We start from the raw sequence: 20,509 nt of genomic DNA on the forward strand, positions 1-20,509 counted from the left end.
TTTTCCCGCAAATGCTGGCCGATGGGCGGGTCCGGCCCGGCGATCAGGGTTGACTTTCCACCGGCGGCACGGTGTATCGCCCCGGACCACACACAGCGTTCCGAGGACCATCATGCACCCCTTTCGCAGCCATACCTGCGCAGATCTGCGCAAATCCGACGTCGGCGACACCGTCCGGCTCTCGGGCTGGGTGCACCGTGTCCGCGACCACGGCGGCGTGCTGTTCATCGACCTGCGCGACCACTACGGCATCACCCAGGTGCTGGCCGACAGCGACAGCCCGGTGTTCGCCGAGGTCGAGAAACTGCGCTCGGAATGGTGCATCCGCATCGACGGCAAGGTGCTGGCGCGTGACGAAAGCCTGGTGAACCCGAAACTGCCCACCGGCGAGATCGAGGTGTTCATCCAGGACATGGAAGTGCTGGGCGCCGCCGAGGAACTGCCGCTGATGGTGTTCGGCGACCAGGAATACCCCGAAGAAACCCGGCTGAAATACCGCTACCTCGACCTGCGCCGCGAGGCGATGCAGGAGAACATGAAACTGCGCTCGGATGTCGTTGCCTCGATGCGGCGGCGGATGTGGGACCAGGGGTTTCGCGAATACCAGACGCCGATCATCACCGCCTCGTCGCCCGAGGGCGCGCGCGATTTCCTCGTGCCGTCGCGCCTGCATCCGGGCCGGTTCTATGCCCTGCCGCAGGCGCCGCAGCAGTTCAAGCAACTGCTCATGGTCTCGGGCTTTGACAAGTATTTCCAGATCGCGCCGTGTTTCCGCGACGAAGACCCGCGCGCCGACCGCTCGCCCACCGATTTCTACCAACTCGACATGGAGATGAGCTTCGTCACCCAACAGGAGGTGTTCGATACCATCAAGCCGGTGCTGCAAGGCGTGTTCGAGGAATTCGCCGACGGCAAGACCGTCGACAGCGTCTGGCCGCAGATCAGCTATCGCGACGCGGCGCTATGGTATGGCACCGACAAGCCCGACCTGCGCAACCCGATCAAGATGCAGGACGTGTCCGAGCATTTCCGCGGCTCCGGCTTCGCCATCTTCGCCAAGCTGCTGGAACAGGACGGCACCGAGATCCGCGCGATCCCCGCCCAGGGCGGCGGCTCGCGCAAGTTCTGCGACCGGATGAACGCCTTTGCCCAGAAAGAGGGGCTGCCGGGGATGGGGTATATCTTCTGGCGCGACGGGGCCGATGGATTGGAAGCCGCCGGCCCCCTTGCCAAGAACATCGGCCCGGAACGCACCGAGGCGATCCGTCAGCAGCTTGGCCTTGGCGTCGGCGACGCGGCGTTTTTCCTTGGCGGCAAGCCCAAGGGTTTCCAGCGCGTCGCCGGGCTGGCGCGCGACGTGATCGGGGCCGAGCTTGGCCTGACCGACGAAAACCGTTTCGCCTTTGCCTGGATCGTCGATTTCCCGATCTACGAACAGGACGAGGAAACCGGCGACATCGACTTCGAGCACAACCCGTTCTCGATGCCGCAGGGCGGGCTTGAAGCCCTCGACGGCGACCCGCTCGAGGTGCTGGGCTGGCAATACGACTTGGCGTGCAACGGCGCCGAGATCCTCTCGGGCGCGATCCGCAACCACAAGCCCGAGATCATGTTCCGGGCCTTCGAAATCGCGGGCTATGGCGAGGACGAGGTGCGCAAGCGGTTCGGTGGACTGGTCAACGCCTTCAGATACGGCGCGCCGCCGCACGGCGGATGCGCCGCCGGGATCGACCGCATCGTGATGCTGCTGGCGGGCGAGGAAACCATCCGCGACGTGGTGCTGTTCCCGATGAACCAGCGCGCCGAAGACCTGATGATGGACGCCCCGTCAGAACCGACCAACGAACAGTTGCGTGAACTGCATCTGCGGGTGGTGACGGAAGACCGCTGACCGGGCGGACGGGCCGCGATCCGGCCCGCTCAGTCCTCGAGGTGATCGGCCAGCTTGTCCTCGACCAGGGTCACTTCCTTCGCCTTGCGCTCGCGAAACCGCGTGCCGTAGCCTTGGGTTTCGGTCTCCGGTATGACCTCGCGCGCGCGGGCGAAGATCTCGTTTTCCTCTTCGTCCATGTGGTGCCGGTAGTCCTCGTCAAGCTTGTGAAACTTGTTGAGCCAGCCGGACGAGGCCATGTCCATGTTGTCCAGTTCCTCCATCAGGTCGTCGAGCCCGGCGTGTTCCTCGACCGAATGGCGGGCCGCGTCCTGGCCCCAGGTTTTCGACATCAGCCGGGAATAGAACGTCTCTTCCTCGGCGGCGGCATGGGCCTTGACGTCGCAATAGAAGGTCCGCCAGGCGGTCTTGCGGTCCTTCGAGGCGCCGGAGGTGTCGGCGATCCGGCTCAGCAGCTCGCGGTGGCGGTCGTGGTCGGCCTTGATGGCCTCGTAGATCGAAGTCATGTGGGTCTCCATCTGGGTGTTGCTGTCAAGGCAACGCGCCGATCCCGCTGTCGGTTCCCGGATAGGCGCGGCGCAAGGCGAAAAAGCGGCGCGCTCTGCCAAGCGCGCCGCCCTGCCCTTCGATCCACTCACGAGATCAGCTGGGGGTAACCTCTGTCTGCAGCCCGCGACGGGCGGCATCGTCCGACATCCGGCCATAGGCCGGCGCGGCCACGCTGGCCGCAATCGAAACGGTCAGAACCACGACGCCGGTGGCAAACACCAGCCAGTCGATCGCGGCGCTGTCGAGCCGGTTGTCGGTGAAACGGTTGAAAACTTTCGACATCCTCATTTCCCCTGTGGCGTGTCTGGATTGTGGCCGCGAAATCTGGCGGCAATGCGGTCGGTCTGGGCCAAAACCCGGACGGATTCGGGGATTCCCGGTGGCGGGCCTGTGCGCATTGCCCTATTGCTGGCCGGGGGAGCAAACCGGGGGCGGAAATGGCCGAGGATCGTGACATCGGCGCGCCGGTCGCAGGCTGGCAGCCGCCGCCTGCGCCACGCGGCGAGGCGCTGGACGGGCGCTATGCCCGGCTTGAGCGGCTGTCGGCGGACAGACATGCGGCCGACCTGTTCAAGGCCAACAGCGTGTCGGACGCGATCTGGGATTTCCTGCCCTATGGACCCTTTGCCTCGTCGGCGGCCTACCACCGCTGGATGCGCGAGACGACAGCCGGGGACGATCCGCTGTTCTATGCGATCCAGAACCGCGACAGCGGCCAGTGGCAGGGGGTGGCAAGCTATCTTCGGATCACGCCGCAGGCCGGATCGATCGAGGTCGGGCACATCAACCTGTCGCCGGCCCTGCAACGCACGCGCGCCGCGACCGAGGCGATGTATCTGATGATGCAATGGGCGTTCGAGGCGGGATACCGGCGTTACGAATGGAAGTGCGACGCGCGCAACCTTGCCTCGCGCCGGGCGGCGCAACGGCTGGGGTTCAGCTATGAAGGCACGTTCCGGCAGGCCACGGTGGTCAAGGGCCGCAACCGCGACACGGCGTGGTTCGCCGTGATCGACGCGGAATGGCCCGGGCTGAAAGAGGCGTTCCGGGGGTGGTTGTCGCCCGCCAATTTCGATGCCGATGGCCGCCAGATCGAGCGTCTGGGCGACCTGACCCGGCTGGTGCGGGTGGCGGACGATCCGGCCCTGCACCGCTGACATCAGACCGCCTGCGCCCGCGACAGGCGTTCCTCGACCAGATCGACCACGCGCCTGCGGGCACCTTCCGCGCCGCTCAGGGCAAGCTGGCCAGCCGCCGCGGCGAGGGCCGGGTCATGGGCGCTGATGGCGAGGCCGGACAGAAGTTGCGCGATATAGGCGCGCGCGCCGCTGCCGTCACCGCGCAGCATCTCGGCCACGTGGTGCAGATCGTCGGCCAGCGCCACGGGGTCCGGCAGGATTCGGTCGCCCGACACCGCACGCGGACCGGACGGCAGCACACCGCCCGGCAGCGCCGCGAGCAACGCCTGCTGAAACCAGGCGAGGCTTTCCACAGGCTTGGCGAGGAAGGCATCGGCCCCGGCGGCGCGCGCCGCCGGTTCGGCCTCGGGATCGCCGCTCATGCCCAGGATCGCCGGCACCCGGGGTCGTGCGCGCGCCAGTTCGGCGATCAGGTCGGTGCCCGATCCGTCGGGCAACCCGATATCCACGATCACCACCGAGGGGCGGTAAACGGCCAGGTGCCGGTGCGCGGCGGCCAGGCTGTCGGCCCGCCTGATCCGGGCGCCCGAGCGGATCGACAACAGCCGGATCGCCTCGGACGCAAATCGGCTGTCCTCGACCACGAGCACGGTCAGCCCTTGCAACGGGCGGTCGGGGTTTCCCGGTGGCAGATAGAAACGGTCATCGCTCATGGCATTCATCCCTTTCGCCACCAGCCAAACACGAAACTCCTTAAAGGGTGGTAAAGCACCGCGCGCGCCCTTAACCGGCCACCCTTGCGGCGGCGCGGGCCGGCGGGCATAACCGGGCCGAACCTGGATGGAGAGCCCGATGATCGGACGTTTGAACCATGTGGCCATCGCCGTGCCCGACCTCGAGGCGGCGGCCGCGCAATACCGCGACACGCTGGGCGCCGATGTCGGCGCACCGCAGGACGAACCCGATCACGGCGTGACCGTGGTGTTCATCACCCTGCCCAACACCAAGATCGAGCTGCTCTATCCCCTGGGCGACACCTCTCCGATCGCGGGGTTTCTGGAAAAGAACCCGGCAGGCGGCATTCACCATATCTGCTACGAGGTCGAGGATATCATCGCCGCGCGTGACCGGCTGAAGGCCGCTGGCGCGCGGGTGCTGGGCACCGGCGAGCCGAAGATCGGCGCGCATGGCAAACCGGTCCTGTTCCTGCATCCCAAGGATTTCAACGGCTGCCTGGTCGAATTGGAGCAAGTCTGATGTCGGTCACCGCCGGCCTGGTCATGTTCATCGTGATCTGGTTCATGACGATGTTCATCGTCCTGCCGATCCGCGCCCGCAGCCAGGCCGAGGATGGCAGCGTCGTGCCCGGCACCCCCGAGGGCGCGCCGGCCAATTTCCGGCTGGGGCGCACGGTTCTGATCGTGACGCTCTGGGCGGTGGGAATCTGGGCGATCTGCGCCGGTGTGCTGCTGTCGGGCTGGATCTCGGTCGAGGATCTCGACTGGATGAACCTGCTGGACGAGCGAATCCCGAACTAGGCGGGCCGCCCCGCCAGCCGGTGATACATGTGGGTGAAGGTCGCCGCGCCGATCACCGGGATCAACAGGTTCACGACCGGGATCGTCAAGGGCACCGCCATCAGCGTGCCGGCAACCCAGATCTGGGCGGTATGACGCTTGCGCATCCGGGTCGCGCCCTCGCGCCCCTCGCGTCGCATCGCCGCCATCTGGAAGAATTCCCGGCCCAATAGATAGCCGTTCACCACCCAGAACAGCACCGGCGCCAGCGGTCCGACGAAGAACAACAGGATCAGCGCCACCAGGTTCACGCCGATGGTGACGAGGATCAGGCTGGTCGAATCCCGCAGCGTATCCATAAGCGGCACCGAACCGACCTTGGGCAGGCCGGGGTAATAGCGGTCCTCGACCGCCGCCGCCACATCATCGAGAAAAATGCCGGTGAAGGCGGCGGCAACCGGCACCATCAGCACCACCGACAGCACCAGCATCAGACCCACCGTCGCCCAGCTTGCCACGTTGTCGAGCCAGTTCACGTCGCCGATCCACGGCAGGCTGACCGTGTCGGGCACGAACAACCCGACCAGCCAGGCAAACCCCACCGTCGCCACCGCCAGAAGCGCGATGGTCAGGCCGACGCCAAGCAGCAGAACCCGGCGAAAGCGCGGGTCGGTCAACTGGCCCAGCGCCTTGGCGAAATCCGAAAACATCATGTGTTCACCCAGGTGGTGATCGCGTCGATATCCGGGCGCGGGCGTTCCGGCGGGGCGACGGTCTCGGTGCCGATATGGATGAAGCCGGCGAGACTTTCGTGTTCGGCAAGGCCAAGCCCGTCGCGCAGGAAATCGCGGTCATGGGCGGCATAGCTGGTCAGCCAGTTGGCGCCCCAGCCCGAGGCCAGCGCCGCGTTCAGCATTGCAAGGCAGACCGCGCCGGCGGAATAGACCTGCTCGATCTCGGGCACCTTGTCCGAGGCGACCGGCGAGGTGACCACGGCCACCGCGAGATCGGCATCGGCGAACTGGCGCCGGGCCTTTTCGACCTTCTCGGGCTCCACCCCCAGCGCCTGCCCGCGTTCGACGGCAAGCCCCGCCAGCCGGTCCAGCGACGCGCCTTGCAGCACGATGAAGCGCCACGGCTCGAGCTTGCCGTGATCGGGCGAGCGTGCGGCGGCGGTCAGGATCGGGGCAAGTTCCTCTGCGGTCGGCACCGGGGCCTTGAGGGTCTTGGCCGGGCGCGAGCGGCGGGTGAGCAAAAAATCCAGCGCGGACTGGTTTCTGTCGGGCATGTTAGTCTCCTTCACATGGCCCATGTCGGGGTTGGGGCGGCCAAGGTCAACGGTCCGGCAGGAAATAGCGCTCGAACTCGTCGATCAGGCCCGAGAAAAACGCCTGCGAGCGGGCATTTGGCTGACGAATGCGATAGGTTTCGGCCATCGGGTCGGCGGCGGTGGTCGGGCTTTCGGCCATCTCCTCGATCACCGCATGGCCGCAGAACGGCACATACCAGTCGGCATAGCCGCCCTCGTGCACCGCCACCAGCCGGCCGGCGCACATCTCATCGGCAAGGTCTCGCAGCATCCGGGTCATCTGGCGGAAACTGTCGGCATGCAGCAGCATATGCGCCAGCGGGTCGGCGGCGGCGGCGTCGTAGCCGCTGGCGATGACGATGACCTCGGGCTTGTGGGCGCGGACCCTGGGCAGCACCAGCCGCTCCATCACCTCGAGCCATGTGGCATGCCCCGCGCCGGGTGGCAGGGGAATGTTCATGTTCGCTCCCTCGCCCGCGCCCGCACCACGCTTGTCGATCTCGCCGGTATCCAGCGGGTAGTTGTGTTCCTGATGGATCGAGATCGTCAGCACGTCGGGATCGTCGTAGAACACCGCCTCGGTGCCGTTGCCGTGGTGCACGTCCCAGTCGATCACCGCGACGCGCCGCACCAGCCCCGCGGCGCGGGCGGCGTGGATCGCGATGCCGATGTTGTTGAGCAGGCAGAACCCGTTGGGAAAATCCGGCAGCGCGTGGTGGCCGGGCGGGCGCGACAAGGCATAGGCATTGTCAAGCTCGCCGCGCAGGACCGAGAGCAGCGCCGCGCGCGCCAGCCCCGCCGACAGCGTCGCGATCTCGTATCCGCCCTGCCCGAACGGCGTGCGCAGCCCCAACTGGCCGCCGCCCGCGTCCGACATCTGCTGAAACGCATCGAGGTAGCTGGCAGGATGCACCCGCTCCAACTCGTCGCGGCTGGCGGGGGCGGCGCTTTGCACCGCGACCTCGCGGATCAGCCCGGTGACTTCCATCAGGTTCTTCAGCCGCCGCTTGGTCTCGGGGTTTTCCGGCAGGCCGCCGGCCGCGGTCGGCTGCACCAGCCCGCCGACCGGCAGCATCCCGGCATAGTTGCCGCCCGAATGCCAAAAACACCGCTCGTCCACGAAAAATCCGGTCCTGCGCATGATCCCTCCGCCGTTTGGCGCAGACTGGCCGGGCCGGCTTGCGGCTGCAAGCCCCATCGGCCAGTGTCGGGCGATGATGAAGAAAGGCGCGCTGTCTCATCTTGCGGTCCCGGGCCGCGACATTGCCGTCAGGGTGACCCCGAAGGCGGCGCGCAATGACGTGAGCGTGGCAGAGGAAGGGCTGCGCGTATCGGTGACCGCGGTGCCCGAGGACGGCAAGGCCAACGCGGCGGTGGTCAAGCTCCTGGCCAATGCGTTGGGGGTGGCGAAGTCGCGCCTGACGCTGGTGCGCGGGGCCACGTCGCGCGACAAGCTGTTCCGGCTGGACTGACGCCCGCCTATTCGCCCTGCGGCGCGCGGGTGAGCTGATAGGCCCCTTCCGGCAGGTCCAGTGCCGCGGCCAGATCGCGCAACTGGCTGAGCGACAGCGTCACCCGCATCATCCGGTCGGTCGTCGGCTCCCATTGCTCCAGCGTCACGCAGTCGTCGAAGGCATTGATGACCACATCCTCACGCAGATGCGGGCTGCCTTCGTCCACGAGGGTCACGAGGGTCGAGTCGAATTCGTGCTCAATGGTAAACATGCGCTCACTCTAGGCCGGGCCGCATCGGGACGAAAGCGGATTTGATCTTGATCAAAGACCGCAGCCCCGGTTGCGGTTTTTTGTCACGGGCACGCGAGGAGACCATGAAAGACGCCGCTCATAACGCTTATCACCAATACCTGCTGGACCGGATGGCAGATGTGCTGGGCCTCGACCTGGACCTGGAGGTCGACCTGACCCGCCTGAGCCGCGCCAAGCTGGAACAGGCGATCGCGAGGTGCAGCCAATGCCCGGATTCTCAGGGCTGCGAGCTTTGGCTGGAAGAGCATTCCGGCGGCGCCACCAGCGCGCCGGAACTGTGCCGCAACAAGGCGCTGCTCGAACACCTGCGCAACACCTACTAGCCCCGGCCTGCCGGATCAGTTTTCCGCCTCTTCCTCGAGGTGCAGTTTCATGTCGACCAGCACCTGCTGCAGCGCCAGTGTCTCGCGCAACAGCCGTTTGGCCTCGTTCATGGTGATGATGCCGTCCTCGATCGCCTGCTGATACTCCGACATCAGCATCGCGAACCGCTGCGCCAGCGCGATGACATCGGCATTGACGCCGCCGGGCGGCGCGTTGCGCCGGTCCTCGTTGGCATTGACGGTGTGGCCCGAGATTTCCGCCAGCGCCGAGGTCACATGCGGATAGCGCGCCGCCTCCTCAAGTTTGGCCACCGTGTCGATCGGCATGAAGCGGTCGGCGTGCTCGGGTGCATCGGAATAATAGCGCCCGAGCGTCGCCTTGGATTTGCCCGACAGCGTGCAGGCATTCTCGATGCCCACATCCTTGACCAGCGCCTCCGTGTGCTTTCTGAGATAATCGTTAAAACCGTTCATACTGCCCCCTGGACCGCCCCGCCGCACCGCTTACGGGGAAAACTTCGTTACTTTTCCCATTAAACCGCGCTTTTGTGAATGCCTTAATGAACTCGACCGCATCCCGACGGTCGTGTGACCAGTGCCCGGCGCTTCGGTGCCGGCGTGAGTGGGGGTCCGCCATGTTTTCTGGCGGGGCCGGGTTTGAATCTTCCCGGCAATGGCGCTTCGGCGCGTATGAGGTGTTCAGGTCTGTTCCATCCCCAGGGCGTTCGCGCGCCCCGGACCTTGGTAAAGTTTGCCGCTGCCCATTCCCCACTCGCATCCCGCCATCCGGCGGCCCGATGCGGCGCCGTCATCCACCCGTGGCGATATCCAGCTAAAGGACGGTCCCGCCCCGCAGTTGCGGCACGCTTTCGCTTCCGCTATGTGCGATGCGCATGCGCCCTTCGCGGCACCCACCACACTTTCCGGCGAAAGGACTGCGCCATGAACATCGTCGTCGTCGGGCTTGGCTATGTCGGGCTGTCGAACGCGGCCCTTTTGGCGCGCAATCACCCGGTCGTGGCGGTGGATATCGACGCGGGTCGCGTCGATCTGGTCAATGCGCAAAAAAGCCCGATCATCGACGCCGAACTTGAGGAGCTTCTCGCCTCCGGCACGCTCGATCTGGTGGCCACGACAGACCCAGCCGGCGCCTACCGTGCCGCCGATTTCGTGATCGTGGCGACGCCGACCGACTACGACCCGGCCTTCAACACCTTCGACACCTCGTCGGTCGAGGCGGTGATCCGCGACGTCATCGCGGCAAACGCAAGCGTTCCGATCGTCATCAAGTCGACCGTGCCGGTCGGCTTCGTCCGGCGCATCCGGGCCGAGCTTGGCACCGAGCAGGTCATGTTCTCGCCGGAATTCCTGCGTGAGGGCAAAGCGCTGTTCGATAACCTGCACCCCAGCCGGATCATCGTCGGCGAACGCTCCGACCGCGCCCGTGCCTTTGCCGATCTGCTGGTCGAGGGGGCCGAGGACCGGGACGTGCCGGTCCTGTTCACCGACCCCGACGAGGCCGAGGCGATCAAGCTTTTCGCCAATACCTTCCTTGCCATGCGGGTGGCCTTTTTCAACGAACTCGACAGCTACGCGATGGCGGGCGGCATGGACACGCGCCAGATCATCGAGGGCGTCAGCCTCGACCCCAGGATCGGCGCCAACTACAACAACCCGTCGTTCGGATACGGCGGCTATTGCCTGCCGAAGGACACCAAGCAGCTTCTGGCGAACTATGCCGAGGTGCCGCAGAACCTGATCCGCGCCATCGTCGACGCCAACCGGACACGCAAGGACTACCTCGCCGAGAGGATCGTGGCGATGCAGCCCAAGGTGGTGGGCATCTACCGGCTGGTGATGAAGGCGGGGTCGGACAACTATCGGCAAAGCTCGGTGCAGGGCATCATGAAACGGATCAAGGCCAAGGGCATCGAGGTGATCGTCTATGAGCCGATCATGACCGAAGACCTGTTTTTCGGAAGCCGGGTGGTGCCCGACCTCGAGACGCTCAAGGCCGAGGCAGACCTGATCATCGCGAACCGCCTGACCGACGAGATCGCCGATGTTGCCGGGCGTGTCTTTACCCGCGACCTGTTCGGCAACGGCTGAGAGGCGGCCAACGCTGCAAGCTGTCGCAGGCCCAAGGGGGCCTTGACGCCGCAACCTGTGCAAAATACCTATGGCCGGGTTAGAGCGGGCGTTGTGTAGTGGTAAGACCTCAGCCTTCCAAGCTGATGACGCGGGTTCGATTCCCGCCGCCCGCTCCAAACCTTACGATCTCCGCAAACGACTTGTCCCGCCCGAATGGTCAGCCCGGATGGCCACTGACCCCCAGCAGTCGGGGCGCGGCGTCGCGTGTCAGGCAGACCGCGGTGAGTTGGCCGCTGAGATAGGCGCCGGTGTCGATATTGATGCGCGCCGGCGTGACCAGAGGCGCCTCGGTGATGACGTGGCCATGCACGACGGTCGGCAGCCCCTCGGTGCCGTCGACCAGTGCGGGGTCGCCCCACATCAGCTGGTCGGGGTCTTGCGCGTCGACCTTGCGCGCCGGGTCGATACCGGCGTGGCAGAGGATGTAACGGTCGAGCGTCAGCGCCAGCGGAAGGCCGCGCAGGAACGCGCGGTGATCATCTGGAATCGCGGTGCGGATCATCGCCGCCAGCCGCGACGTTGGCAGGTCGAAGCCGCGGTCCTCATCCTCGGGTTGCAACCCGTAGGAGCGCAACGTGGCATCGCCGCCGAACTTCAACCATATGCGGTGCCCGTCGGGATCGTCGAGGAACGCCTCCATCTTGTCTTCGTGGTTGCCGCGCAGGACCACGCGCCGGAACCCGTCCGGCGCCGGGGCCATCAGGTCCGCGATCAGCCCCGCCGAATCCGGTCCACGATCGACCACGTCGCCCAGCGACACGATCAGCTTGGGGCCCTCGAACCCGCGTGCCCGCGCATCGGCGACGATTTCGGCCTCGAGCGCGTGGTAGAGTTGGCGGCAGCCGTGCAGATCACCGATCGCGTAGACCGCAACCGGCATCCTGGGCAGGGCAAGGATACGGTGCGTTTGTCCCTTCGGCTGCGGCGCCTTCGCCTGCGACCGACCACGCAAGAGCCCGCCCAGCCCGCGCATCACCGGGTGGCCTTGCGGCGCAGGCGTCCGAGGCCCATCGCGAGGATGACGATGAACAGCATCAGGTTGGCCTGGATTTCGAGGCTGAAATCCACCGTCGCGTGCAGGGCCTGCTGGACGATCACGCCCAGCCCGGCGGCGGCCACGGCGTAGTCCGTCCGGCGGCGGCGGATGATGGTGACGAGTTTGACCGCGATCACGGCGACGGCGATCAGCGGCAGGGTTCCGACGATCAGGCCCATCTCGGACCAGAGCGTGAGATAGCTGTTGTGCGCCAGCCGCCAGACCAGCGCGGCGCTTACGGGCGGTTGCTGGGCGATCTCGAACGCCGGCTGGAAGGTATCGAGCCCGGTGCCCGCAAGCGGCCTCTCGGCGATCATGCCGATCACCTGCTTGTAGATCTCGGACCGGTTGACCGCCTCGGTTGCCGTGAACAGCCCGCGTTCGAGCAGGCCCCGACCGAATACGCCGAAGCCGACCACGATCCCGGCCAGCGCGATCACCGCCGTGCGCGTCGCGGCGGCAAGCACGGTGTGGTCACGCTTGAGCTTCATCACGAAATAGACCAGCAGCGCCCCGATCCCACCCGACACCACGCCCATGCGCGACTGCGTGGCCAGCATCGCGATCAGGATGATCCCGGCCACCAGCCAAAGCGCGGCAGTTTCGAGGTTGCGCTCGCTCAGCAGCGTCCGCCCGCCGGGCATGCGCAGATGCGGCCTCGCGGCCCGCGCGAGGATCAGGGCGACGCCAAGGCCAAGGCCCATGCCGAGGAAATTGGCAAAGGAATTGCGGTTCACGAAGGTGCCGGTGGCGACGCCCAAATAGGCGGTCTTTTCGCCCCAGAACGCCACGTCGTCGAGAAACACCAGCGCGATCAGCGCCCAGACCGCGTGCAGCGCGACCCCGGCGAACAGCCCCCAGGCCATCGCGGTCACGCGCCGCGCTCGGGTCGACACCTCGTGCACCAGCACGAAGAGGGCAAACAGGCCGAACAGCCGCACCACCGCCATGAACGTGGCTTCGGGTGCCAGCGTGCCGACCGGGGTGCGCAGCCCGCCGGGCAGATCGTCCAGCGCCAGCGGCCCGCCGACCAGGTATTGCACCAGCCCGAACAGCGGCATCGCCAGCGCCGGCAACAACACCGCTTTCAGCTTGAGGCTGTTGATCGGGCGCGCGGGATCGACCAGCGCGACGGTCACCATGTAGACCGCCAGCATCAGCCCCAGCACCGCCGCCCAGATCATCCAGAACACCGGGCGGGCCGAGGCCAGCGGAATGGCCGCGAGCACCACCACCGCCACCAGCACGGCGCCGACGCGGTCGTTGATCCGGCGCGCCAGCGCGCCGGTCGCCTGTCCGTTTTCGCCCTCGAGACGGATCTCCTCGAACCCGAATGCGTCGTCGGGCAAGGCCGCGCGGCGGGTCTCGTCGGCGCGTGCCTCAGCCCGCGCCTGGGCCTGCGCCGAACGGGGTTTGTCGAAGTCGATCATGAGCCGGCCATGGCTTGCCGGGCGGTTCTCACCCGCGCGAGGAACCGGCGCTGCACCTCGGGTGGCTGGGCCTCGATCAGGGCGATCATCCAGTCCTGAAACTGGGGAAACCGCACGAACTGGCCAGCGACATATCCGGTCAGCGAAGCCTCTCCGGCCAGGGTCGCGACATCCTGCGCCACGGCATCGAGAATGGCGGTCCGGCCCGGGTCGCCGTCCGGTCGTTGCCGCGCGAGCGACAACGCGAAACCAAGCCGTTCCGCGGCCAGCCAGCCCTTCTGCGACCCGGTCTCGGCCGAGTGCCGCAGGGCCACGACGGCCGCGTCGGGCCGGCCCTCCTGGTCGGCGGCGAAAGCCACGACCAGATGGGCGATGGAGCGGGTCGGGGAGCGGTCGAGGATGTCGCGCGCGCGGGCATGGCATCCCTTCACGATGGCCTCGGTCTGCGCCGCGCTCTCGGGAAAGACCTGCACCCACTGGATCGCATAGAGACAGGCGGACATCTGTTCATCTTCGGTGCGGATCGACTTGGCCGGCGGCATGTCCAGCGGCGCGTCCCCGGCGCTGGCCACGAAGTCCGCGGTCGGCAGGCTCCATTGCAGGAACGCGCGATATTCGGTCAACGCCATCACCGACGCCAGCGCCGCGACCAGGACGCCGAACAGGGCAAAGCCGATGCGGGCAACCGCCATTCATCACTCCAATACGCGCCGACCACGGGGCGCCTCAAGACGCCCGGTCCGTCGTCTGCCCGCCTTTTGCCCGATGCGCCGGGACCTGTCCATGCAACGAAGGCGGTTTTTGCCTCGGTTTTCCCCTGTTTTGCACGCGACAGGCGGGTGGCGATGCAGATCGAACACGATTCGGCAAACTATCGCTACGGTTGTCCACTGCAATTGTGGCACCGGGATTCCTGTGCTATACCGCCCGCAACAAACACCTTTGCAGGAACTGGTATGGACATGCGTAACATCCTCTTGGCGTCGGCGATGGCAACCGCGGGACTGATCGGCTCGGTTCAATCCGCCTCGGCGCAGACCTTCGATCTGAGCGCCGTGCAGGCGGCTTGTGCTGCCGGTGCCGGCGGCGGTCTGGCCGATCCGGCGGCCTGTGACGCCGCGATCGCCGCATTCCTCAATGGCGCCGCGCTGCTGCCGCCGACGCAGCGCCTCGCGGCGGTGCGTCAGTTGCAAGTCTTTGTCATCGCAGAATTGCCGCCCCAGGCCCAGACGCTTGCCGCGGTCCAGCGGATCGACGAGGAAGTGCAGGTCGCCGAACAGGACGCCAGCGGCATCTGATCCATTCCACAGAGCGAATGTAAAGGCCCGGTCACCGAGTGCCCGGGCCTTTTTCATTTCCGATATCGCCGGATCGACCGCGCAGGCCGATCAGGCGGCCTTGCGTTGGGCGACCGCCGGTTGCGGCAAAACCAGTTCATCGTGCAGCGCGCGGATGCCCGGCTCCTTGCCGTCGCGCTCAACCAGGAATTGAGCATCGACGCCACGCATCCCATGCATCGCCGCGACGACATCGACCTCGGCGCGTTCCAGCGCCTCGAGGCCGCGCCGGAGCACGGCAAGCCGCGACATGTCGCGCCCGACCGCCGATATCAGCGCCAGTTTGCGCAGCGTGACCATGGCCGAGGGGAAACGCTCCTTGAGATCGCGCTCGACCCGGCGTGCGGCCTTCAGCGAGGTTTCGACGTAGTGCACGATGGTATTGGCGTTCGAGGTCTTGGACACGATCCGCACCTTGTGGCGGGTCAGAACCTCCAGAACGGCGGTGTCATAACCCTTGACCCCCACCATGTCCTGCTCGAACAGCTCGATGGCGGTGACGTCGAGGCCGGTCACGATCTCGACCCCCGGCGTCTCGGCGGGGCGGTCGTCGATCAGGGTGCCGGGGTCGTCGGGCTCAAAGGCGTTGGTCACGCGCAAGGGGATCTCGGCCCGGCGCAGCGTCTTGGCGGCCTTGGGGTGGATCGCCTCCATCCCGAGATTGGCCAACTGGTCGGCCACGTCGTAGTTGGTGCGGCCCAGCTTCACCACCTCGCCCACCAGCTTGGGGTCGGCCGAAGACAGGTGGAACTCCTTGTGAATGATCGCCTCGCGCGCCTCGGTCAGCGCGGCGATGCGCGAGAACGTCACCTCGGAATAGCCCCGGTCGAACTCGCCCATCAGCCCTTCGCGGCACTGGGCATAGCCGGTGACGATGGGCATCTCGGTTTCCAGGTCGACATCGGCCAACCCGGTCGTGATCCGGTCGTCGAGGCTGATATCAGCCTCGTCGCGCCAGCCCGACAGGTCGACGAAACGCGCGTTCACCCCGGCCCGCTGCAACATCAGCGTGGCCACGAAGGCGGAATGCGCCTCGCCCAGCCCTGACAGCAGCTCGCGCACGATCTGGAGTTGCTCGGTCAGGCGGAAATGGCCGTAGGAATTCAACCGCTGAAGGTCGAACAGGCAGGACCGCGCGCCCTCGATCCGGTCACGCACGAAATCGCCCGCCGCCGCCAGGTCGCCGGGATGGTCCAGCACGGCGCGGTGTGCGTCGTCCATCGCGGTGCCGACCTTGCTGAGCGCATCGAGCCAGCCGTGATCGTCCTCATTGTTGGCGAACGAGGCATAGACGCCCGGCATGCCGGATTTCTTGTGCTCAAGCAGCAGGTCGGTGATGCCGCCGAAGGCCGAGACCACGAAGATCCGGCGGTAGCGGCTGCCATCCCGTTCAGCAGCGAGAAGGGTATCGCGCAGCTCCGACAGGCGGCTCATGGAGGTGCCGCCGATTTTCTCGACGGTATGTCTGTTATGTGTCAAATGATCCGCCCGGGTGTTGGCCCGGACCCTCTGTCATGCAAGTTCTTCGGCGGGCGCATAGGAGCCGTCTTCGCGATGCACCTCGGTGCCGGTCACCGGCGGGTTGAAGACGCAGGCCATGACCAGCTCGTCCTCGGCGCGCAGCGTGTGGCGGTCATGCTCGTTCAGGGCATACATGACGCCCGGCTTGATCTCGTGCGTCTCGCCGGTGGCGTGATCGGTGATCGACCCCTTGCCACTGATGCAGAACACGCTTTCGAAATGGTTCTTGTATTCGAACACATGCTCCGACCCCGCGTAGAGGTAGGTGATATGAAACGAGAACCCCATGCCGTCGTCGGCCAGAAGCATCCGGACCGAGGTCCAGTTCGCATCCGACACGGCCTTGTCGGTGTTCTTGAGTTCGTTCAGGTCTCGGACAATCATCGGGTCACTCCGCTGCGATCTTGTGCTCGGTGGTCACGTCGCGCGCCGCGTCGAGCAGGATGTTGAGGCCTTTCACAAAGCTCTCTTCCGGCGTCGTCAGCGGGGCGAGGATTTTCACCACCTGATCTTCGCTGCCCGAGGTCTCGACGATCAAGCCCTTGTCGAAGGCCATCGCGCAGATCTGCCCGGCCAGCTCGCCCGAGCCGACATCAACGCCCTGCATCATGCCGCGCCCCTTGAGGAAGGCGCCCGGCACCAGCCCGGCGATTTCCTCGAGCGCACGGGTCAAAAGGTCGGCCTTGCGCGCGATCGACTTCTGGAACGCGTCGTCGGCCCAGAACTTCTCGATCGCCACACGGGCGGTCACGAAGGCATGGGTGTTGCCCCGGAAGGTGCCGTTGTGCTCGGCCGGGCCAAAAATGTCGTGCTCAGGCCGCACCAGCATCAGCGCCATCGGCAGACCGAAGCCCGAGATCGACTTGGCCAGGGTCACGATGTCGGGGGTGACGCCCATGTCCTCGAAGGAAAAGAACGTGCCCGACCGACCGATCCCGGCCTGGATATCGTCGATGATCAAGAGCGCGCCGTGCTTTTTCGCGATCTCGGCCATGCGCTTGACCCATTCGGGCCGCGCGGCATTCAGCCCGCCCTCGCCCTGCACGGTCTCGAACATGATCGCGGCGGGCGCGTCGATGCCGCCCGAGGGGTCCGACAGCATCTTGTCGAGATACTCGGCGGTGTCGGTGCCTTCACCGAAATAGCCATCGAACGGCATCCGGGTGACACCGGAAAGCTCGGTCGAGGCGCCGCCCCGGTGATAGGAATTGCCGGTCGCGGCCAGCGCGCCGAGGGTGACGCCGTGAAAGCCGTTGGTGAAGGCGATCACGTTCGACCGCCCCGTCACCTTGCGCGCCACCTTGATCGCCGCCTCGACGGCATTGGCGCCGGTCGGGCCGGTGAACATCACGCGGTGATCCATGCCGCGCGGGGCAAGGATGTGTTTCTCGAACGCTTCGAGAAACCCGCGCTTGGCGTCGGTGTGCAGGTCAAGACCCATCGCGACGCCGTCGCCCGAGATGTGCTCGATCAGCGCGGCTTTCATGTCCGGGTCGTTGTGGCCGTAGTTGAGCGACGAACACCCGGCGAGAAAGTCGATGTAGCTGCGCCCGGCACGGTCGGTCATTTCCGACCCCTGGGCGCGGACGAACTCGGTGTCGAAGCCGCGGCAATAGCTGCGGGCCTCGCTCTCGCGTCGTTTGAATACGGATTGGTTGGCTGACATGTCAGCGGTCATGGCGTGTCCTTCGGTTTTATTGGATTGTGGCGGATCAGGCGGCGCGTGCCAGCGGCTCTGGCAGCGTGATCGTCACCATGTGTTCGGTGTCGTGGTGGCCGTCGAAATGCGCCTCGCGCTCATAGTGCGGGTCATCGCTGAGCTTGCCGCCCATCGACCGGGCGAAACTGCGAAACAGCGCCCAGCTTGCGGCATTGTCCTCGGTGATCGTGGTCTGCAGGCGCTCGACATCGTCGCAAGCGTCGCGCTCCAGCAACTCCTCGAGCATCGCGCGCCCGAGGCCCATGCCGCGGGCCTTTTCCGAAACCGCGACCTGCCAGACGAACACGGTGTTCTCGCCCGGCACGATATGGCCGGAAATCCAGCCTACGATATCGCCGTCAAGCTCGGCCACCACGCAGGTATCGGCAAAATGATCCGCCTGGATCAGGTTGCAATACATCGAGTTCTCGTCGAGCGGCTTGCAGGCGCGCACCAACTCCCAGATTGCGGCCCCGTCCCGCTTTTCGGGCTTGCGCAAACGGGGCATCTGCGTTCGGGGTTTGAGCTTTTGCTTCGACATCGGTCCACCGGCCTCCTGCTTGGTTCGCTTTACTAAGTATTACAACGATGATTTCATTTCAAGTATCTAAGTAAAAATCTGTTCAATAAGCATATGTTAGCTCTATTGTGCCTAATTTGCTTAGCTTTTGTTGTATGTATTGATTTGCGCAAGCGGCATTTCCGCCCCGCCGCTTTGGGATTGAACGGGGCCGGGATCGCATGCGATTGTCGAAACACGGGGGGACAAGGGGGATCGCGATGGACCGGATCGACATCAGCCTGATCGCGCTCAGGCGCATCCTGCGGGCGACCGAGCTTTATGGCCGCGAACTGGCCACCGCTGCCGGCCTCACGCCGGTGCAGTTTCGCGTGCTCCAGATCGTGGCCGAGACCGGCAGCACCACGCCCACCACCATCGCCAACCGCATGGGCGTGTCGCTGGCCACCATCACCTCGCTGGTCGACAAGCTGGTGAGCAAGGGCATGGTGACGCGCGAACGCTCCGAGACCGACCGGCGCCAGACCAACGTGGTCCTGTCTCCGCTTGGTCGCGACACCATCGACAACGCTCCCGACCCGCTGCAACAGCGCTATGTGCGCGAATTCGGCAAGCTCGAGGACTGGGAACAGGCGCAACTGATCTCATCGCTGGAACGTGTCGCCGCGATGCTGGACGCCGAAAGCCTCGACGCCTCGCCGGTGCTGGACGTGGGCGATATCCGCAAATAGGTGGACTGGTCAAATCTGGAAAATGGCGCGCTGGGGAGGATTCGAACCCCCGACCCCTTGATTCGTAGTCAAGTACTCTATCCAACTGAGCTACCAGCGCGCGGACAGGTGGGAATTAACGGCCCCGACCGGGCATTGCAAGGGGCAAATCCCGCTATTCTTCGGTCGTCGCTTCTGCCGCCACGTCCAGCCCTTTGGGCAGGTGGACGGCAAAGACCGTGCCCTCGGGGCCGGTCGAGACCAGGTCGAGCCGCCCGCCGTGGCCGCGCACCAGGTCGGAGGCAATCGCCAGCCCCAGCCCGGAGCCGCCCTTCTTGCGGCCGCCCGCCGCGAAGGGCTGAAACAGCAACTCCTGCGCCCGCGGTGGCAGGCCGGGGCCGGTGTCGCTGACCTTGATGGTCCATTCCGATACGCCCTCGACCGCCGACACCAGGATCTCGCCGCCCTTGCCCGAGGCGACGATGGCCTGACGGGCATTGCGCACCAGGTTGCGAAGCACGCGGTAGAGCTGTTCGGGGTCGGCGCGCAGGGTCAGGCTGGCGGGGATGTCCTCGCCAAAGGAAATGTCCTCGCCGCCGGTCGCAAGCCGCTCGCTCTCGACCACGTCGTTCACCACTTCGGCCAGATTGAAACGGGCCAGACGCGGCGCAGGTTCCTCGGCACGCCCGAAGGCGAGCGTCGATTCGCACAGGTTCACCGCGCGGTTGATCGAGCCGATCAGCTTGGGCACCGTGCGCTGGACCGAGGGGTCTTCGCTCATCTCCACGCGGTCCGCGAACAGTTGCGCCGTGGTCAGGATGTTGCGCAGATCGTGGCTGATGCGCGCCACCGCGCCGCCAAGCTGGGCCAGACGCTCTTTCTGTTTCAGGGCGGCGGACAGTTGCGTCTGCAGGTCGTGCAGCGCCACCTCGGCCTCGCGAATCTCGCGCACCGAGGACGACGGCTCGATCACCCGGCGGGCATCCTCGGGCGCCTGGCTGTAGGATTGCATATGCCCCACCACGCTCTTGATCGGGCGCACCATGAGGACGCGCACGGCGAGGAACAGAAGCGACGCGGTAATCACCGAGATCACCAGCGACAGCAGGAAAATCCGCAAACCATAGTCGATCATCGCTACCCGGAGCGGCGCGCTTTCCATCGTGACCTCGATCACCAGACCGCCCTCGCGCACCGGATCGCCGATCACCCGGATCACCGAGTCGCCCGACGACAGCATCCGCGACAGCGCATCGCGGATCAGCACCAGCGCCGAGGCATCGCGCAGGTCATAGGTATTCGCCACCGGCCCCGGCACTGGCGAGGACAGCATCAACTCGCGCGCCTCGTCACGGCGCAGAACCACGTTGAACACATCGGCATTGCGCAGCAGTTCGGCCTCGAGGTCCGGGTCGATCATGTCGTCGGCCAGAAGCACCAGCGACGCAATCTGCGCCCGTTGCAGCCGGTCGAGCAGGTAGTCTTCGCGAAACCGCGCCACCGAAGGCACGAAGATCAGCACCTCCGCCAGCATCACGAAGGCGGTGGTCAGGATCAGAAAGCGGCCCGATAGCGAATTGAACATGCCGGCCCCATGACTGCCCCGGTGG

At 65.9% G+C, this 20,509-nt stretch carries 25 protein-coding genes and 2 tRNA genes; 10 read left to right on the forward strand and 17 right to left on the reverse strand.

From position 1 onward, the window contains the following. Positions 1-112 precede the first annotated feature (112 nt). Entirely contained in the window at positions 113-1,891 is a 1,779-nt protein-coding gene (gene aspS / locus FVF75_RS13650; protein ID WP_148378923.1) for an aspartate--tRNA ligase, read from the forward strand. Positions 1,892-1,920: 29 nt separating this feature from the next. Here aspS and FVF75_RS13655 read toward each other — a convergent pair whose 3' ends face one another. Beyond that, positions 1,921-2,397 carry a hemerythrin domain-containing protein gene (locus FVF75_RS13655; RefSeq protein WP_148379098.1) on the reverse strand — a complete coding sequence of 159 codons (477 nt, stop codon included), beginning with the start codon at positions 2,395-2,397 and terminating at the stop codon, positions 1,921-1,923. 136 nt (positions 2,398-2,533) lie between these two features. Beyond that, positions 2,534-2,722 (reverse strand): hypothetical protein, encoded by a 189-nt coding sequence (locus FVF75_RS13660; RefSeq protein WP_148378925.1) that lies wholly within the window; start codon positions 2,720-2,722, stop codon positions 2,534-2,536. A gap of 155 nt (positions 2,723-2,877) precedes the next feature. On the opposite strand from FVF75_RS13660, the gene FVF75_RS13665 reads away from it, so the two are divergent. After that, on the forward strand, positions 2,878-3,597 hold the full coding sequence (locus FVF75_RS13665; protein WP_148378927.1) for a GNAT family N-acetyltransferase: 720 nt from the start codon (positions 2,878-2,880) through the stop codon (positions 3,595-3,597). A 2-nt stretch (positions 3,598-3,599) separates the two neighbouring features. Here the strand turns inward: FVF75_RS13665 and FVF75_RS13670 are convergent, their stop codons facing one another. After that, positions 3,600-4,292, reverse strand: a complete 693-nt coding sequence (locus FVF75_RS13670) for a response regulator (RefSeq protein WP_148378930.1) — start codon at positions 4,290-4,292, stop codon at positions 3,600-3,602. A 139-nt stretch (positions 4,293-4,431) separates the two neighbouring features. Between FVF75_RS13670 and mce the strand changes: the two genes are divergently transcribed. Together mce and FVF75_RS13680 are read left to right on the forward strand one after the other, a co-directional pair. Then, positions 4,432-4,836 carry a methylmalonyl-CoA epimerase gene (gene mce, locus FVF75_RS13675; RefSeq protein WP_148378931.1) on the forward strand — a complete coding sequence of 135 codons (405 nt, stop codon included), beginning with the start codon at positions 4,432-4,434 and terminating at the stop codon, positions 4,834-4,836. Beyond that, a complete protein-coding gene (locus FVF75_RS13680) occupies positions 4,836-5,117 on the forward strand; it encodes a DUF1467 family protein (RefSeq protein ID WP_148378933.1) in 282 nt (93 codons plus the stop codon). The genes mce and FVF75_RS13680 overlap by 1 nt, the downstream gene beginning before the upstream one ends. Here FVF75_RS13680 and FVF75_RS13685 read toward each other — a convergent pair. Genes FVF75_RS13685 through FVF75_RS13695 form a run of 3 tightly spaced genes read right to left on the reverse strand, consistent with a single transcriptional unit; the run spans position 5,114 to position 7,546 of the window. Next, positions 5,114-5,806, reverse strand: coding sequence for an EI24 domain-containing protein (locus FVF75_RS13685; protein ID WP_148379100.1), 693 nt, complete (start codon positions 5,804-5,806; stop codon positions 5,114-5,116). The genes FVF75_RS13680 and FVF75_RS13685 overlap by 4 nt on opposite strands. Further along, positions 5,806-6,384 (reverse strand): nitroreductase family protein, encoded by a 579-nt coding sequence (locus FVF75_RS13690; RefSeq protein WP_148378935.1) that lies wholly within the window; start codon positions 6,382-6,384, stop codon positions 5,806-5,808. The genes FVF75_RS13685 and FVF75_RS13690 overlap by 1 nt, the downstream gene beginning before the upstream one ends. 46 nt (positions 6,385-6,430) lie before the next feature. Beyond that, the gene (locus FVF75_RS13695; protein ID WP_148378937.1) at positions 6,431-7,546 is read right to left on the reverse strand and encodes a class II histone deacetylase; all 1,116 of its coding nucleotides are present in this window, start codon (positions 7,544-7,546) and stop codon (positions 6,431-6,433) included. 76 nt (positions 7,547-7,622) lie between these two features. Between FVF75_RS13695 and FVF75_RS13700 the strand changes: the two genes are divergently transcribed. Next, entirely contained in the window at positions 7,623-7,877 is a 255-nt protein-coding gene (locus tag FVF75_RS13700) for a DUF167 domain-containing protein (RefSeq protein WP_148379102.1), read from the forward strand. A gap of 7 nt (positions 7,878-7,884) precedes the next feature. Here the strand turns inward: FVF75_RS13700 and FVF75_RS13705 are convergent, their stop codons facing one another. Next, positions 7,885-8,130 carry a hypothetical protein gene (locus FVF75_RS13705; RefSeq protein WP_148378939.1) on the reverse strand — a complete coding sequence of 82 codons (246 nt, stop codon included), beginning with the start codon at positions 8,128-8,130 and terminating at the stop codon, positions 7,885-7,887. Between the two features lie 104 nt (positions 8,131-8,234). On the opposite strand from FVF75_RS13705, the gene FVF75_RS13710 reads away from it, so the two are divergent. Next, positions 8,235-8,495, forward strand: coding sequence for a DUF6455 family protein (locus FVF75_RS13710; protein ID WP_148378942.1), 261 nt, complete (start codon positions 8,235-8,237; stop codon positions 8,493-8,495). Between the two features lie 15 nt (positions 8,496-8,510). Here the strand turns inward: FVF75_RS13710 and FVF75_RS13715 are convergent, their stop codons facing one another. Continuing rightward, complete coding sequence (locus FVF75_RS13715; protein WP_148378943.1) at positions 8,511-8,969, reverse strand: hypothetical protein; 459 nt, start codon at positions 8,967-8,969, stop codon at positions 8,511-8,513. A gap of 468 nt (positions 8,970-9,437) precedes the next feature. Here FVF75_RS13715 and FVF75_RS13720 point away from each other — a divergent pair, with 468 nt between their 5' ends. Then, positions 9,438-10,604: a nucleotide sugar dehydrogenase gene (locus FVF75_RS13720; protein ID WP_148378945.1), complete on the forward strand. Its 1,167-nt coding sequence runs from the start codon at positions 9,438-9,440 to the stop codon at positions 10,602-10,604. Positions 10,605-10,688: 84 nt separating this feature from the next. Beyond that, positions 10,689-10,762 (forward strand) — tRNA-Gly (locus tag FVF75_RS13725). A gap of 41 nt (positions 10,763-10,803) precedes the next feature. Here FVF75_RS13725 and FVF75_RS13730 read toward each other — a convergent pair. The 3 genes from FVF75_RS13730 to FVF75_RS17610 all read right to left on the reverse strand — a co-directional run bounded on the left by FVF75_RS13730 (position 10,804) and on the right by FVF75_RS17610 (position 13,804). Then, positions 10,804-11,526, reverse strand: coding sequence for a metallophosphoesterase (locus FVF75_RS13730; protein ID WP_166131593.1), 723 nt, complete (start codon positions 11,524-11,526; stop codon positions 10,804-10,806). Positions 11,527-11,618: 92 nt separating this feature from the next. Then, on the reverse strand, positions 11,619-13,112 hold the full coding sequence (locus FVF75_RS13735) for an O-antigen ligase family protein (RefSeq protein WP_187393080.1): 1,494 nt from the start codon (positions 13,110-13,112) through the stop codon (positions 11,619-11,621). After that, positions 13,109-13,804 carry a hypothetical protein gene (locus FVF75_RS17610; RefSeq protein ID WP_187393081.1) on the reverse strand — a complete coding sequence of 232 codons (696 nt, stop codon included), beginning with the start codon at positions 13,802-13,804 and terminating at the stop codon, positions 13,109-13,111. The genes FVF75_RS13735 and FVF75_RS17610 overlap by 4 nt, the downstream gene beginning before the upstream one ends. Before the next feature lie 153 nt (positions 13,805-13,957). On the opposite strand from FVF75_RS17610, the gene FVF75_RS17615 reads away from it, so the two are divergent. Further along, positions 13,958-14,410, forward strand: coding sequence for a hypothetical protein (locus FVF75_RS17615; protein ID WP_222861231.1), 453 nt, complete (start codon positions 13,958-13,960; stop codon positions 14,408-14,410). Positions 14,411-14,500: 90 nt separating this feature from the next. Here FVF75_RS17615 and FVF75_RS13745 read toward each other — a convergent pair whose 3' ends face one another. Genes FVF75_RS13745 through ectA form a run of 4 tightly spaced genes read right to left on the reverse strand, consistent with a single transcriptional unit; the run spans position 14,501 to position 18,177 of the window. Continuing rightward, positions 14,501-15,928: an aspartate kinase gene (locus FVF75_RS13745; protein WP_148378953.1), complete on the reverse strand. Its 1,428-nt coding sequence runs from the start codon at positions 15,926-15,928 to the stop codon at positions 14,501-14,503. A 33-nt stretch (positions 15,929-15,961) separates the two neighbouring features. Then, positions 15,962-16,354 carry an ectoine synthase gene (locus FVF75_RS13750; RefSeq protein WP_148378956.1) on the reverse strand — a complete coding sequence of 131 codons (393 nt, stop codon included), beginning with the start codon at positions 16,352-16,354 and terminating at the stop codon, positions 15,962-15,964. A gap of 4 nt (positions 16,355-16,358) precedes the next feature. Continuing rightward, positions 16,359-17,648: a diaminobutyrate--2-oxoglutarate transaminase gene (ectB, locus tag FVF75_RS13755; protein ID WP_148378958.1), complete on the reverse strand. Its 1,290-nt coding sequence runs from the start codon at positions 17,646-17,648 to the stop codon at positions 16,359-16,361. A gap of 34 nt (positions 17,649-17,682) precedes the next feature. Next, positions 17,683-18,177, reverse strand: coding sequence for a diaminobutyrate acetyltransferase (ectA, locus tag FVF75_RS13760; protein WP_246138092.1), 495 nt, complete (start codon positions 18,175-18,177; stop codon positions 17,683-17,685). 272 nt (positions 18,178-18,449) lie between these two features. Here ectA and FVF75_RS13765 point away from each other — a divergent pair, with 272 nt between their 5' ends. After that, positions 18,450-18,920 carry a MarR family winged helix-turn-helix transcriptional regulator gene (locus tag FVF75_RS13765; RefSeq protein WP_148378962.1) on the forward strand — a complete coding sequence of 157 codons (471 nt, stop codon included), beginning with the start codon at positions 18,450-18,452 and terminating at the stop codon, positions 18,918-18,920. 23 nt (positions 18,921-18,943) lie between these two features. Here the strand turns inward: FVF75_RS13765 and FVF75_RS13770 are convergent. Beyond that, positions 18,944-19,020: transfer RNA gene (locus tag FVF75_RS13770), tRNA-Arg, on the reverse strand. A 54-nt stretch (positions 19,021-19,074) separates the two neighbouring features. Then, complete coding sequence (locus FVF75_RS13775) at positions 19,075-20,484, reverse strand: sensor histidine kinase (RefSeq protein ID WP_148378964.1); 1,410 nt, start codon at positions 20,482-20,484, stop codon at positions 19,075-19,077. Between the last annotated feature and the right edge of the window lie 25 nt (positions 20,485-20,509).

Source organism: Maritimibacter fusiformis (assembly GCF_008086115.1).
GTDB lineage: Bacteria > Pseudomonadota > Alphaproteobacteria > Rhodobacterales > Rhodobacteraceae > Muriiphilus > Muriiphilus fusiformis.